Source organism: Streptococcus sp. 9903, from assembly GCF_013276625.1.
GTDB lineage: Bacteria > Bacillota > Bacilli > Lactobacillales > Streptococcaceae > Streptococcus.
The window spans coordinates 1-15,402 of the sequence record NZ_VMLI01000031.1 but is presented as its reverse complement, the minus strand read 5'-3'; the positions used below and the strand labels follow the sequence as shown (position 1 = coordinate 15,402).

The window sequence follows — 15,402 nt, the reverse complement described above, 5'->3', positions numbered from 1 at the left end:
TTATTTAAAAGCGTTTTTCAAACCTTCAACGGCACCTTCTACAGCACCTTTCGCATCTTCTACAACGTCTTTTGCCTTAGCAACTGTTTTTTCTACAGCTCCTTCAAGTTCTGTCTTGCTGTCTCCAGTAACTTTACCAAAACCTTCTTTGACAGCGCCTGTTGCTTGTTCCAATTTGTTTTCAAGTGACATATGATTGTCTCCTTTAGTTTATTCCGATATGTGTTATCGGTTACATTAGTATAAACTTATCGATAGATAAAGTCAAACAATGTGCTCAGAAAAAGCAATCACACTAAATAGAAAGTTAATCTCTCCTTGTCAAAATCGACAGCCAACTCATACTTTCCATCTTCATTTTGGACTATATAACCTAGGACAACCAAACTGTCCACAAAGATGTCTCGGCGTTTCTGCATAAGCTGGTCTTTTTTGAGGAATTTCAACAAAAAAGTCGTCATATATTTGAGAGCATACTCAGGATTGACATCTCCCAAAATAGCATAAAGTTCCTGCTGTTTTTCTGTCAAAGGATACTGATTTTTGACCTTGTAGAAATAATTGGACAGGGTCATTTTTGTTCGCGCAAAGTCCGTCTTTTCAACTAAAATAGCCGCATTTGTTTGATTGCGCAATTCTGTCTCAAAACTCTGCTCCAACAAGGCTTGATAGATCGGACTGTCTTCGCTGACAAAAATCTCTTGGTCCAGTTCGAGACTATCGAGTGTTTTAAGCATAGGAAGATTGAGGTAATAACGCTTATTTTCCCGTAGAATCAAGCCAGCCTTTATATACTCTTCCATAAGTTTATCAACTGCTACATCTGGAAATTGAGCCTTGATTTCTCGTAGAATCACATCATCATGCTGGTCCAGATAGCGGATCAATTCTCCAAAAAATGGCTGTCTCGTCAAACGAGAGGGATTAAAAATCTGAATCATGAAGATTCCTTTCTTTACATTCTAACAGAGGCGATGCTGCCAACTGACTAGGATTGGTCCCAGCTTGGTTTAGAGGAACAGGCAAACCTAGTTCTCTGTAATATTCTCTCCAAAAATCACTAATCTCCTGCTCCCCATCTCCAAATTTCATGGGAATAGTTTCAAAAATCGGGAGAATTTCTGCCATATACTGGGAACAGTAGAAACCATGTCCATCTGGATAGAAAGAAGCATTGTAGGGTGCCCCTAGATGTTTACAAGCTCTTTCCTTGACAGACTGGATGTCTAGTTCTGGGTAAACATAGATGTCGTACAAGTGATTGGACTCAAAGAAGTCTGCTGGTTCTTGACAGACTACACCAGCCTGTCCACTAGCGTGGTAAATCATCCCATCCAAACAAATCGCAACATGGCTATAGTTGCCTGTGGAAGTCTGGATAGCCTGCCCCGTATCTGACTCATCTCTCACAAAAATCAAATCGCCATTTGCTAACATGCTTCACTCCTAGAAAAAAAGGAGCCGAAACTCCTTTCGATATAATTCAAACTAAACTTTCCTATTTTGAACTGACACCCAAAGTCTTAGGCATTAAAACTTTCAGTCAATTGAGGTACCACTTGTTTCTTACGTGAAACAGCACCTGCAAGGAAGGCATGGTTGTTTTCAAGTTTGAAGTTGAAAGCTGCTTCGACCTTGCCTATATTGGCACCAAGAGCCAAGATTTCTGAGTTTGAGTTGACGATATCTGTAATCATCAAGACAAAGTCAGAGTAGCCGTTTGCTGCGTTAGCAGCTTGCATTGCAGCTTCAATTTCTGCTTGGCGTTCCAAAACTTCAGCGATGTCAACTGTGTTCACTTGGGCAACACGGACATTATTTCCGTTCAATTCAAATGTCTTAGCATCGATGTCAATCAATTCTTCAGCAGATTTACTAGCCAAGTTGGTACCAGCTTTCAACATAGCCAAACCATATTCTTCCAAGTTGACACCAGCTAATTCAGCCAATTCAGGAGCAATGACTTTATCTGTTGGGTGTGTTGTTGGTGATTTCAAAAGAAGGGTATCTGAAATCAAACCTGAAAGCATCAAACCAGCAATCTCTTTAGGAACAGCTACACCGTGTTCTTTGAACATACGGTAAACGATTGAAGAAGCTGACCCAACTGGCTCCAAACGCATGTAAAGTGGGCTTGCAGTTTCAAAGTTAGCCACACGGTGGTGGTCTACAACACCATAAACTTCTACTTCAGCGATATCTGATACAGATTGTTGGAATTCATTGTGGTCAGTCAGGATAACTTGCTCTGCACCTTCTGCTTTGGCAGAAGTGATAACACGCGGCGCTTCCACACCAAAATAGTTCAAGACAAAGGCTGTTTCTTCATTTGGAGTTCCAAGGGCAACAGCTTCCGTATCCAAACCGTAAGCTTCTTTTGCAAGGTAGGCAAAGGCTACAGATGACCCGATGGCATCTGAGTCTGGATTTTGGTGACCAAATACTAGAATCTTAGACATGATAATACCTCATTTTGTTTATTCTCTTTATTGTAGCATTTTTTTCGCTTTTTGACAAAAGTAAGAGGAGTCAAAGGACTCCTCACAATTCTTCAAAATAACTGATATTCTTCGAAAATCTCTTCAAACCACGTCAGCTTCGCCTTGGATTATATATGNNCAACCTCAAAGCAGTGCTTTGAGCAACCTACGGCTAGCTTCCTAGTTTGCTCTTTGATTTTCATTGAGTATGAGCAAATTTCTATCTTGATTTTCAGATAAAAATTGCTCCTTCTGTGGTCGTTTCTTACGCTTGAGAAGGGCTTCAGCTGACATGGCTTCTTCCTTACTGGCAAAACCTTGAGCATAGATAAGTTTGACTGGCAAGCGGGCTCGTGTGTATTTGGCTCCCTTCCCACTATTGTGGACCGCGAGGCGTTTTCTCACGTCAGTAGTATAACCCGTATAGTAGGAGCCATCACAGCACTCCAGCACATACATATAAGCCTTATGATCCATAATAAATCTCTTCGAGTTCAGGCGTATAAGAACCATCATCATTGTGCACAATGAGAGGTGGCAAGACCTTAAAGCCACTTGTCGAGCCATCCTTGATAGCCTCAATCAAAAGCATATTGGCTTCCTTTTCCCTCTTTGGATAAACAAACTGCAGGCGCTTAGGTGCTAGATTATGTCGTTGCAACATATCCAGAATGTCCAAGAGTCGGTCAGGACGATGAACCATGGCCAACCGTCCATTAGACTTGAGAATACTCTGGGCACTACGACAGATTTCCTGCAAATTGGTCGTGATTTCATGGCGCGCCAAGAGATAATGTTCACTCTCATTTAAGTTGGAATGAGGATCCACCTTGAAATAGGGCGGATTACACAAAATCATATCCACCTTACTTCCCTGGATGTAAGCAGGCATATTTTTCAAATCATCACAGATGACCTGCATCTGCTCCTCTAATCCATTCAAACGGACAGAGCGTTCAGCCATATCTGCCAAACGCTCCTGAATCTCAACAGCCAAAATCTGTGCCTGAGTCCGAGTGCTAGCAAATAGCCCAACTGCTCCATTTCCAGCGCAGAAATCCACTATCAAGCCCTTTTTAGGAAAACGTGGAAAACGTGACAAGAGAACACTATCCACCGAATAGCTAAAAACCTCTCTATTTTGAATGATTTTAATATCTGTCGAAAAGAGCTGGTTAATGCGCTCCCCTGATTTTAATAATTGTTCTTCTTCCATGGTTCTATTATAGCAGATTTATATTAACATTACAAAAAATATAAAACTCTAAACTACTTCTTCTTTTTTAAATGGTGCAGGGCTTCTCTAGTCCAGATTGGTAGCATTCGTCGAAAGGGCGCAAAGCCGTAGTTAAAGCGGTCGCTTGAAAAGCGTCTCCGTCTCGGAAACTGGTGCTTTTCTTCCTCCAAAGTGCGGATAGAAAGACTGGCTTTCCCTGTAAATTCATCTAAATCTACTACCTGAACCTGAACCTCTTCATCGACTTTCAAGGCGTCATGAATATTTTCAATAAATCCTGTTCGAATCTCTGAAATGTGAATCAGCCCCGTATCACCCGTCTCTAGCTCAACAAAGGCACCGTAGGGCTGAATCCCTGTAATACGCCCCTTTAGCTTATCACCGATTTTCATCTTAGTCCTCGATTTCAATTGTTTCAATCACAACATCTTCAACTGGCTTGTCCATAGCTCCTGTCTCAACAGCAGCAATGGCATCCAAGACAGCGTAAGAAGCTTCATCAGCTAGCTGACCAAAAACAGTATGACGACGGTCTAGGTGAGGTGTCCCACCTTGGTTAGCATAGATTTCTGCAATCGGTTCTGGCCAACCACCACGAGCAATTTCTTTCTTAGAGTATGGCAGGTGTTGATTTTGGACGATAAAGAACTGGCTGCCGTTGGTATTTGGACCAGCATTGGCCATGGAAAGAGCACCGCGAATATTGTAAAGTTCTTCTGAGAATTCATCCTCAAATGATTCGCCGTAGATTGACTCGCCACCCATACCAGTTCCAGTTGGGTCTCCACCTTGGATCATAAAGTCCTTGATAATACGATGGAAAATGACTCCATCATAGTAGCCATCTTTTGAAAGTGCAACAAAGTTAGCTACTGTTTTAGGAGCATGTTCAGGGAAAAGCTTGATACGCAAGTCTCCGTGATTGGTCTTAATAGTCGCGATAGGACCTTCTACTGTTTCAATGTCTACTTGTGGAAAATGCAATTCTTTTTCTACCATACCAAATCCTTCTAAGGCATCAAAAATGCCATCTTCTTCTAATGTTTTTGTAATATAATCTGCTTTTTCTTTGATGTTATCATGAGAAATTCCCATTGCAACGCTGATTCCAGCATAATCAAAGAGTTCCAAGTCATTCAGCCCATCTCCAAAAACCATGACATTGTCTGGTTTCAAGCCAAGGTGTTCCACAACCTTTTCCACACCCGTCGCTTTGGAGCCTGAAATCGGCACAATATCAGACGAATGCTCATGCCAACGAACCATGCGAAGTTTGTCTAAGAGACTGTCAGGCAAGTGCAAGTCATCTCCTTTATCTTCAAAAGTCCACATCTGATAAATATCTTCTTTTTCATGGAAATCTGGATCCACATCCAAATCGGGGTAAATTGGATTGATAGCTTCACTAATCATATCGGTGCGAGTCGACAACTTGGCATCATGACTCCCAACCAAACCATACTCAATTCCCTCTTGCTTGGCCCAAGAAATATACTCCTCAACATCTGATTTCTCAATCTTATGTTGATAAATGATCTGGCCTTTTTTATCTTCAATATAGGCCCCATTCAAGGTCACAAAAAAGTCAGGCTTGAGTTCACGAATTTCTGGCACGACACCAAAAATCCCCCGTCCAGAAGCAATACCTGTCAAAATTCCTTTCTCACGTAATTGCTTAAAAACAGCTGGGATTGAAGACGGAATAAAACCAGTCTTGGAATTTCGCAAGGTATCATCAATATCAAAAAAGACAATCTTGATCTTCTTTGCCTTATATCTTAATTTGGCATCCATCTCACTACCTCTTTCAATCTAACTCTTTCCATTATACCATAAAGTAGCTAAATCCCCTATTTTCAAAGAAATTCGCTATCTCTTATTCGAACTTCTTGGATAAGTACAGAACTAAATCATCATTATTTTGAATAGTAGCATTCATTTCCAAGGGTTGATTTCGATACCAGACACCTGTCCCATCTGGAATGTAGCCCCGTCTGATATACAATCTCTGGGCAGGGCCATAGCCTAAGTGTAAACCTACACCAAGAGTGACCTTACTCGAAACAAACTTGACTCGTTTTTCTGCTTCTTCTAGCAGTTGACTCCCAATCCCTTGATTTCGAAAAGGCTCAAACACATTAAAATCTGATAATTCTGGATAGACTTCTGCAAAAGGACCATGTTTAGCAGAGGGCAAAATGGTAACGTAACCCGCTACAGCACCATCAATCTCTGCAACTAAGACTTCTCTCTCCCCACTTTCCTGTTCCAGAAAATATCTAGCCAAAATTTCCTCTCTACCAGGCCAACCTTGATTGATAAATCCATGAGATAAGGATTCAATATCAGACTTAATCATATTTCTAATCGTACAATTCATCTTTGACTTACCCACCTTTACTCTTTCTATTACCATTATAGCACGCCAAGATCAGAAAAAACTATCTCGTGAAAAAAGAGGTCCAGTGGACCCCAACTCGCATTCTCATTTCAAGGCTCGTGAAAAAGAGATCCACCCGGACCTGAAAAAAAGACCCGTCGGGGTCTTTTTTTTAATCTTCGTTTACGAAAGGCATCAAAGCCATTACGCGAGCGCGTTTGATAGCTGTTGTTACTTTACGTTGGTTTTTAGCTGAAGTTCCTGTTACACGACGAGGAAGGATTTTCCCACGTTCTGAAACGAAACGGCTAAGAAGCTCAGTATCTTTGTAATCAACATATTCAATTTTGTTTGCTGCGATGTAATCAACTTTTTTACGGCGTTTGAATCCGCCACGACGTTGTTGAGCCATGTTTTTTCTCCTTTATAATTTTAGTTGTCCATTAGAATGGTAAATCATCATCTGAAATATCCAATGGATTTGTTGCTCCAAATGGATTTTCATCACGTGAAAAGTCTGGTACTGAATTTGTAGGTGCTGAATAGTTTGCAGTTGGGGCAGAGTAAGCTCCACCTGTATGACCTTCACGCACACTACGGCTTTCCAACATTTGGAAATTCTCAGCCACGACCTCTGTCACGTAGACACGTTGTCCTTGCTGGTTATCGTAACTACGAGTCTGGATACGACCTGTCACCCCGATAAGTGAGCCTTTTTTAGCCCAATTAGCAAGGTTCTCAGCCTGTTGGCGCCACATAACGACATTGATAAAATCAGCCTCACGTTCGCCATTTTGACTCTTAAATGTACGGTTTACTGCAAGAGTAAAAGTCGCAACTGCTACATTTGATGGGGTATAACGCAACTCAGCGTCACGTGTCATACGCCCTACAAGTACAACATTGTTAATCATAGTTTACCTTCTTACGCGTCAATTTTGACGATCATGTGACGAAGAATGTCAGCGTTGATTTTTGAAAGACGGTCAAACTCTTTAAGAGCTGCATCGTCGTTTGCTTCAACGTTAACGATGTGGTAAAGTCCTTCACGGAAATCTTGGATTTCGTATGCAAGACGACGTTTTTCCCAAGTTTTTGATTCAACAACAGTTGCACCGTTGTCAGTCAAAATAGAGTCAAAACGTGCTACCAAAGCGTTTTTAGCTTCTTCTTCAATGTTTGGACGAATGATATAAAGAATTTCGTATTTAGCCATTGATATGTTCCTCCTTTTGGTCTAATGACCCCAAGACTTTGCAAGGGGTAAGTGAGGTTCGCTCACAATAAACTATTATACTAGAAAATATTTTTTTACGCAAGTAAAAACACTAAAATAAAAAAAGAAGATGACGAATCATCTTCTCAAAAACTATGAGTTTTTAGTCTTCTTTTTTCTTACGAGAAAGAAGTCCGAATGCACTCAACATTCCAAGAAGTCCAAGACTAGCTAAACCAGCCTTATCCTCTGTACCAGTATTTGGCAATTCCTTCTTATCATTGGATACGGTTGTTTCAGCTACTGGTTTAGAATCTGTAGAACTTGTCTGAACTGGAGTAGCTACTGGTTTTTCTGGACTTGTAGGAGTCACTGGAGAGCTTGGTTGCTCTTGATTGATTGGGTTTGTCACTTTCTGATAGTGATGTAGGGTATTTCCTTTAGCATCCGTTGTCGAATGACTATATTCATATCCTTCCAACTCTATCGGATTGTGTTTTCCTTCTTTATCTGAAGTAATTCGGTTACCATTTTCATCTAGGTATTCCGTTACAATTTGAACTGTTGAATCACCATTTTGTGCAATGACTCCTCCACCATTTTGTGATTTAGGTGTTACTGTTACTGGTACGTCGACTGTAATAATACGACCATCCGGTAATTTTACTTTCACTTTAACCACTGGTTTTACTACAGGTGTTTCAGTTGTTGGAATTTCTCCTACTTCTACAATTTCCCAACCTTCTGGTAGATCTACTTTCTTCTTAACATCTTCTTCAGTAATTGGTGTTCCCACTTCTACTACAATAGGCGTTACTTTTGGTGTTACGATGACTGGTACATCTACTTCAATTATCTCACCAGTTGGAACTTTAATTTTCACTTTAACGCTTGGTTTTACTCCAGCTGGAATTGTTGTTGGGATTTCTCCTACTTCTACAATTTCCCATCCTGGCTCTTTTGGTAAATCAATATGACCTTTTACATCATCTGGTGTGATTGGAGTTCCTTGTGGTACAACAATTTGTCTTACAGTTGGTGTTACGATTACCGGTACGTCGACTGTAATCTTACGTCCATCTGGTAATTCAATTTCCACTGAAACAACTGGTTTTGTTCCTGGTGTTGTAGTCGTTGGAATTTCGCCCACTTTTGTTACAGTCCATCCTTTTGGCAATTCGATATGTTTCTTAACATCTTCTGACGTTACAGGCGTTCCTACTGAAACTACTACAGGTGTTACTTTCGGCGTTACGATTACTGGGATATTCATCGTTACTCGAATTCCATTTGGCAATTCAACTACAACTGGAATACTTGGTCTTTCACCTGGAACATCTGTTGTAGGTTTATCTCCAATTGAGATAACTTTTACTCCTTTTGGAATGTGTTTTTCAACATCCTCAGCAGTAATTGGATCACCTTGTTTTTTAACAATATCTTCAATAGGTGTTACATTCACTGGTACTTCTACCGTAACTACTTTGTCATTTGGTAATGTAATCGTTACTTTTACTGGATCTTTCTTACCTGGTGTTGTTAAGTCTGGAAGATCTCCTACCTTAACTGTTGCTCCGTCTGGTACTTTAATTTGTTTTAATACATCCTCTGGAGTCAATTTATCTTTTGTAACTGGTGTTTCAATTGGAGTGATTGGTGTTACATTAACCGGTACTTCTACCGTAACTACTTTGCCATTTGGTAATTCCACAGTGACTTTAACTGGATCTTTCTTACCTGGTGTTGTTAAGTCTGGAATGTTCTCAACATTCGTTACCTTGCCTTCTGCAGGAATCTTGATGCCTTTAGTGTAATCCTCTGATGTTAATGGAGTCTTCGTAACCGGAGTTTCAATTTCCTTCACTGGTGTTACGTTCACTGGGACTTCCACTGTAATTACTTTCCTATTTGGTAATTCTACCGTTACTTTAACTGGATCTTTCTTACCTGGAGTTGTTAAGTCTGGAATGTTCTCAACATTCGTTACCCTGCCTTCTGCAGGAACTTTAACATATTTAGAAATATCCTCTTTTGTTAAAGGTGTATTCGTCACTGGGGTTTCGATTGGTTTTGGTTTAGCTTCCACTACTTTAATGGTTGCTGGAACTTCTACTAATACATTACCATTTTTATCTTTTACTACAACTGTAACTGGTTTATCCCCTGGAGTTGTTCCATCATATGGAGTTGTTTGTCCTTCTGGAACTTTGTATTCAAACGTTGACCCTTCTGGATAGTCACTTGGTGTGATACTATCTTTCGGTTTTGGTTGATTTTCACCTGTAGCATTAATAGGAATTAATTGTTCTTTTCCTTCTACTACTTTAACCTTAGCTGGTACTTCAACAAGTGTGTCATCTCCATCTTTGGCAACAACGACTACATCTTTTTCGCCTGGCGTTGTTGTGTCCACTGGAGTCTTATATCCAAATGTAATTTCATCTGGATATTGTTCAGGATCAATACTCTTAGATGCATCTGGTTGTTTGTTTGATTTATCAACTGGCACATATTGTATCTTCGGTTCTACTACTACAATTGTCGCTGGAATTTCTGTAATTGGTTGTCCATTCAACTTAGCTACTACTGTTACAGGTTTCTCACCTGGTGTTGTTGTATCTACTGGAGTGTTATCTTTATATTCAAATGTTGTTCCAGTTGGGAAATCATTTGGATTAATGTTTTCTTTTGGATCTGGCTGTTTCTTAGCTGGATCTACTGGTACATATTTAGGATAACTTTCTACTACACGTACTGTAGATGGTACTTCAACTAATACCTTATCCCCTTGTTTCACAACAACAGTAACTTTCTTATCACCTGGTGTAGTTGTATCTACTTCTTCTTTGTACTCAAATGTTGCATCTTTTGGATAATCATCCGTATCAATACTATCTTCAGGTGATGGTTGTTTTTTACCTTCATCAACTGGAACGATTTGTGGGTAACCTTGTACAACTTTCACTTTTGTTGGAACTTCAACAAGTGTATCATCTCCATCTTTCGCAACGACAACCACATCTTTTTCGCCCGGCGTTGTTGTGTCTACAGGTGTCTTGTACTCAAATGTTATTCCATCTGGGTATTGTTCTGGATCAATACTCTTAGAAGCATCTGGTTGCGGTTTACTTGGATCTGCTACTACGTATTGTGTCTTAGGTTCAACGACCATCACTTTTGCTGGGACTTTTGCAATAACTTCATCGCCAATCTTCGCTACAACTACCACATCTTTTTCGCCTGGTCTTGTTGTATCTACAGGAGTTTCATAAGTAAACTCTGTATCTTTAGGGAAGGCTTTAGGATCAATACTTCCTTCAACAGCTGGTTGTTTTTTATCCTTGTCTACTGGCACAAATTGTGGATAGCTTTCTACAACACGTACAGTTGCTGGGACTTCTGCAATAGGATTACCCTCTTTATCTTTTACAATGACATTGACTGTATAATCACCAGGCATTGTGGTATTCACTGGAGTTTTTGGATCATATTCAAATGTTGAATCATCTGGATATTCTGTTTTATCAATACTGTTTTCTGGATTTGGTTGTTTATTGTTTTCATCCACTGGAACGATTTGAGGAACTCCCTCTACAACAGTTACTGGAACTTTAACAACCGTTGTTTTTTCTTCCCTATCAACAGTGTACTTCACAGTAACAGTTACATCAGTATCATCTGATAAATCTGGACTTGCCACATTCTCATCAATACTTACATTCGTAACATTTCCTGGAAGTTTTCCTTTGAAAGTACCATCTACAATAGCTTCTTTCGCCTTAGCAAGAACTTTTTCTTTTGCTTTTTCCTTGTCGCTATCTTTAGCAACAAAAATTCCTTTTGGTGTTGATTTTGGTAAAACTATTACTTTGACTTTTACTGGTTCTGTTAAAGTTGCTCCATTTTGATCTGTGTAAGTAACCGGAACTGTGACTTCTTTCACACCTGGTTTAGCTGTAATATCTTTTGCTAAATCTTTGGGCACACCTTTCGTTCCATTTTCCCCTGGAGTGACAGCGTCAGTTATATCCTTGGTAGTTAATTCATCTCCTTCAAATACAACTTTAGATGTTGGAGTTGAACCAACTACATTGATTGGAACATCAACGTTAACTGAAATATCATCAATAACTTTTCCACTATTATCTCTGTATTTAACTGTAACAGTAGCTGGAGTTTGTTGTCCATTTTTATCAGTTTTTGGAGTGACAATAGCATCGTTCGTTACAAATGGAGTTACACCTTCAGGAACATTTGTCAAGCCATCTATTGCTTTTTTTACGTTTGCTCGAATCGCATCAATTAAAGTTTCATTTGGTGTACCGTTTAAGACCGTAACCCCTTTTGGTGCTGGTTTTGGTAATACTGTTACAGGGACATTTACAGTTTCATCTCCAGTTGAATATTTAACTGTAGTTGGTACTACTACGTCTGTTGCTCCAACTTTTCCTGTTGTATCTGGTAAATTCGCATCCGTTGGATCTTGTACTGTTCCACCTTTACCTGGTGTAACTGCTTCTTTTACTTTAGCTGGATCTAGTTTTTGACCTTCTACAACGTAGACAGATTTAGTTTCAGAACCTTTAACGTTTACAGTAATTTCAGCATCTTTTGTATATTCAACGCCATCTACTGTGTAAGTTACTGGAACTTTTACTGTCCCTCTTTTTGTTCCTTTTTCTGCAGTCATTGTTGCTAAAACTTTTTCTGTAATCTCACCAACCACTACATCTTTAAAACCTTCTGGTAATTTAGCTTTGAAATCAGCTGATGTTGCTACTTCTGTCGCTTTTGTTTTAGCAACTTCTTTTACTTTATCTACTGAGGCTCCTTTGTGTACTTCTACTTCACCAGTTGCTTTTGGTAAGACAGTTACTGGGACTTCAACAGTTTCATTAATGTTTGTTCCATTTATTTCATGTGTGATAGTTGTAGGAATCTTAAGTCCTGCTTCCCCAGCTTTTCCTGTTGTATTAATCACATCTGCTTCATTAGGATTATTCACCACTCCAGTTTTAGTATTAATTGTTGCTGATGTAACAGAAGATTTCACTTGGTCATCAGTAATCTTGTCTCCTTCGAATACTACTAACTTATTGGTAGTTGATTTCACTACATTTACTTCTATATCTACAGTATTTTTATAATTTTTTCCATCTCGACTATGAACTACTGGCACTTTTATAACACCGGCATTCTCTTTCGCTACGTCAGTAGCAACAACTCCCGTAGACATTCCTTGATCATCTAGAGTAGCCGTAGCATTAGTTTCATCCAGTTTTCTCTTGTATTCTTCTGATTCAATCTTTTCTTTCGCTTTTAATTTAGATAGCTCCTTGATCTTATCTAAACTAGTTCCGACTGGAACAGTGATGTTATCAACATCAGTAAATGAATCGATATACAAGGTCTTTTTATATTTGTAGTTCGGTTCATTTGAATATTTAAGACTTGGAGCATTGACATTTTCTGGAACATCATAAAAATTGGAATCATTATTTCCGTATTTATGGAGAACATTTCCCAAAGTATCATCTCCTGGAAATCCATTTTGACCTGAAACTTCAAAGGTAGAACTACCCACATAATCTGCTGTTGTTTCAAATGGAATTTTAACAATAAAGTCTTTTGAACGTCTATCTCCAGCTAAAATGTCTCTTCTTTTAGAGTTTATCCCAAAACTTAGTTCTGACTTGTTTTTATCAAATCTAAAATTAGTTGTCCAAGTATTGTTTAATTCATAAGCAGCCTGTCCATTAGCTTGGTTTAAATCTAACGTTTTCCCATTGGCATTTAAAGTTCCCAATACTACACCTTTTGGAACTTTAATCGTTACTTGATAGGTGCTTTGGAATTCAGTGATAGATGCTCCACCTAAGTTTCGTATGTTTAAATCAATTGTTCCTGTTTGTTTTTTACCATATATAGCATCATCGGTAAACCCATATTTCCCAGATTTCTTTTCACTAGTGATATTAGTTGAAATATTAACGGCTGGACCTGTAGCAATCCCGATACCTCCAATGATATAACCATCTTCGATAGGGTTATTGCCAAGTGTTTTGTTGGTTTGTCCTGGACTTCCTGCTTCAACAATCACACGAACTTTTGTGGTTCCCTCTGGGATATGGACAGCACGAAGTAAATTTCGCCAACCATTTCCGACACTGCCAGGATTTTGCTCAAACTCCGTTTGTGAATTTCCACTTTTACGCTTCAATTCCGTTAGTTTTTGACCAGTATAAGCATCTACTATTGTTAATTTAACATTTTCTCCTTCTGATGGTAGAGCAAGTGGTCCATAAGCTCCATTATGTAAAACATTCACAAAGAGCAGAGAGTTAGGGTTAACATCCACATCTCGATAAATTCCATTACCTTTCTTCCCTAACTCTAAGTAATAGTCTCTATCAACCCTTCCTAATCCCACTTTTTTCATGTCCTCTGCAGAAATTAACCCAGATAACATACCACCACCTGCATTAGGTCTATTTTGTCCACCAGTGGCTGTTACTTTATCATTATTGCTATATAGCTTAGCAGATTTCGGAGTGTAGGTTTGGTTAGGTTTAGGGGTGATATTGGTAGGGGATTCTCCTTTTACTAGAGTCACCTTTTCTGTATTATTTGTTAATTTCCAACCATTTAGCTTGGTGCCATCTGCTGCCTGTTCTCTGGTAAGTTCTAGTTCCTTCCAATGATATGTAGCTGAACCAACATTCGGACTATTAGTATCCGGACCTAATTGTTGATCCCCACTATCTTTTTGTTTACTAATAGCACTAGAGAAGTTCTGTTCACCAAAACCTTCCTTTAAATTTGCAAAAACACCTGTTTCATTATTATTCCCAAATCTAACAGCATTATTATTGATTGGTGCACCCCAATCAACTTTACCTGATTGATAATAACGAAGAGTATCTTTTTGAGCTTTTAGCTTTTGGAGAGCAGCATGCTTTTCTTTTTCAGTTGTTAGACTAGCTATTTCTACGTTATAAATAGTTTCTGACTTAGTCTTAATCGTGTTCAAAAGTTCAACAAATTCTTTATCTATCTCACCCTCTCCCTTTGCTTCCTCAGTAGAGATTTTAGCCGTAAGTTTTGTAATTTCACCTTGTAATTCTTGTTTAGCTTTTGTCAGTTCATCATCTGATACTCTTGCTACATCTGCAAGCGGAGTTTCTTGAGCACCTGTAGCCTCTCTAAACCCACTTTCCCCTTTTCCTGGAATCGCTTGTCCATTACGCGAGTCTTGATTATTGTTTGCTTCCTTCTTTTCTGCTTTTGGCATACTTTCAATAACGAAAGCTTTGTTTTTTAATTCTCGCGTAGCTTTATCTACTTCTTCTTGTGTTACTTTTTCATTTGATAGGAAGGTTTGAGTCTTAGCTAGTTCTTCCTTAGCATTTTCGATGGTTGCGGCAGTCTTTTCAGATACGCCTGCTTTTTCAAGAGCTGATTGCATACGAGCAATAGCAACTCCCAATTTGCTTGTATCAACCTTTGTAACTTCTGACGCTTCAATTGCTGTTTCTGGTTGTGGTTCCACAGTTGCTGGCACCTCTGGAACTGATGCCGGCGGTTCCATTTCTGAGTCTGTCGAACTTTCACTAGCTAGTGTATTGTCATTCACTTTTGAAAGTGAGAGCGATTCACTCTCTCCCTGTACTCCTCCTTCAGCACCTACTTCTGGTCTAGCTGGAACTACTGGAGAATTCGCTTGAACGTTGCCCCCACCTAAGAAAAACAATCCTGTAGCTACAGCTACACTAGCTACCCCAAAACTAACCTTACGAATGCTATAACGTGTAAATTTTTCCACTTGTGAACGAGCATGTACGCCTTTATTCTTAAACATTGCTACACTCCTTTTGTAATGATTATCTGTTAATATGTTTTGAGAAGGCAAATAAAAAGCCTCTCCCTAAAATATCGTAGCATATTTTAAATGGGCTTAATTTATTATACTCTTTTTTTATCTACAAATCAAACATTATGACGTAACTAAAAATCTAAAATTTTCTTCGCTAACTTCTCAAAGTAACTTCCACTCGCCTAACCGAAGTGGAAATTAGTCTAAAACGGATTT

General features: G+C 39.1%; 13 protein-coding genes. All 13 read right to left on the bottom strand.

Features of this window, described 5'->3' with window-relative positions:
• The 13 genes from HT696_RS09635 to HT696_RS09575 all read right to left on the bottom strand — a co-directional run bounded on the left by HT696_RS09635 (position 1) and on the right by HT696_RS09575 (position 15,171).
• Positions 1-192 carry a CsbD family protein gene (locus HT696_RS09635; RefSeq protein WP_000051193.1) on the bottom strand — a complete coding sequence of 64 codons (192 nt, stop codon included), beginning with the start codon at positions 190-192 and terminating at the stop codon, positions 1-3.
• A 98-nt stretch (positions 193-290) separates the two neighbouring features.
• Complete coding sequence (locus HT696_RS09630; protein ID WP_173282696.1) at positions 291-941, bottom strand: DUF1803 domain-containing protein; 651 nt, start codon at positions 939-941, stop codon at positions 291-293.
• On the bottom strand, positions 925-1,437 hold the full coding sequence (locus tag HT696_RS09625; protein WP_173282695.1) for a YiiX/YebB-like N1pC/P60 family cysteine hydrolase: 513 nt from the start codon (positions 1,435-1,437) through the stop codon (positions 925-927). The genes HT696_RS09630 and HT696_RS09625 overlap by 17 nt, the downstream gene beginning before the upstream one ends.
• An 86-nt stretch (positions 1,438-1,523) precedes the next feature.
• Positions 1,524-2,459 (bottom strand): manganese-dependent inorganic pyrophosphatase, encoded by a 936-nt coding sequence (locus HT696_RS09620; RefSeq protein WP_173282694.1) that lies wholly within the window; start codon positions 2,457-2,459, stop codon positions 1,524-1,526.
• Positions 2,460-2,660: 201 nt separating this feature from the next.
• Entirely contained in the window at positions 2,661-2,957 is a 297-nt protein-coding gene (locus tag HT696_RS09615) for a GIY-YIG nuclease family protein (RefSeq protein WP_173282693.1), read from the bottom strand.
• On the bottom strand, positions 2,947-3,696 hold the full coding sequence (locus HT696_RS09610; protein WP_042901322.1) for a tRNA1(Val) (adenine(37)-N6)-methyltransferase: 750 nt from the start codon (positions 3,694-3,696) through the stop codon (positions 2,947-2,949). Before HT696_RS09610 ends, HT696_RS09615 begins: the two co-directional genes overlap by 11 nt.
• A 53-nt stretch (positions 3,697-3,749) precedes the next feature.
• A complete protein-coding gene (locus HT696_RS09605; RefSeq protein WP_050246774.1) occupies positions 3,750-4,109 on the bottom strand; it encodes a S1 RNA-binding domain-containing protein in 360 nt (119 codons plus the stop codon).
• Position 4,110: 1 nt separating this feature from the next.
• The gene (locus tag HT696_RS09600) at positions 4,111-5,511 is read right to left on the bottom strand and encodes a bifunctional Cof-type HAD-IIB family hydrolase/peptidylprolyl isomerase (protein ID WP_173282692.1); all 1,401 of its coding nucleotides are present in this window, start codon (positions 5,509-5,511) and stop codon (positions 4,111-4,113) included.
• A gap of 82 nt (positions 5,512-5,593) precedes the next feature.
• The gene (locus tag HT696_RS09595) at positions 5,594-6,097 is read right to left on the bottom strand and encodes a GNAT family N-acetyltransferase (protein ID WP_164226942.1); all 504 of its coding nucleotides are present in this window, start codon (positions 6,095-6,097) and stop codon (positions 5,594-5,596) included.
• 172 nt (positions 6,098-6,269) lie between these two features.
• Positions 6,270-6,509 (bottom strand): 30S ribosomal protein S18, encoded by a 240-nt coding sequence (gene rpsR, locus HT696_RS09590; RefSeq protein ID WP_000068664.1) that lies wholly within the window; start codon positions 6,507-6,509, stop codon positions 6,270-6,272.
• A 31-nt stretch (positions 6,510-6,540) separates the two neighbouring features.
• Positions 6,541-7,011 carry a single-stranded DNA-binding protein SsbA gene (ssbA, locus tag HT696_RS09585; RefSeq protein WP_000609606.1) on the bottom strand — a complete coding sequence of 157 codons (471 nt, stop codon included), beginning with the start codon at positions 7,009-7,011 and terminating at the stop codon, positions 6,541-6,543.
• Positions 7,012-7,022: 11 nt separating this feature from the next.
• Positions 7,023-7,313 (bottom strand): 30S ribosomal protein S6, encoded by a 291-nt coding sequence (gene rpsF / locus HT696_RS09580; protein ID WP_001151785.1) that lies wholly within the window; start codon positions 7,311-7,313, stop codon positions 7,023-7,025.
• Between the two features lie 163 nt (positions 7,314-7,476).
• Positions 7,477-15,171, bottom strand: coding sequence for a Rib/alpha-like domain-containing protein (locus HT696_RS09575; RefSeq protein ID WP_173283603.1), 7,695 nt, complete (start codon positions 15,169-15,171; stop codon positions 7,477-7,479).
• Positions 15,172-15,402 lie beyond the last annotated feature (231 nt).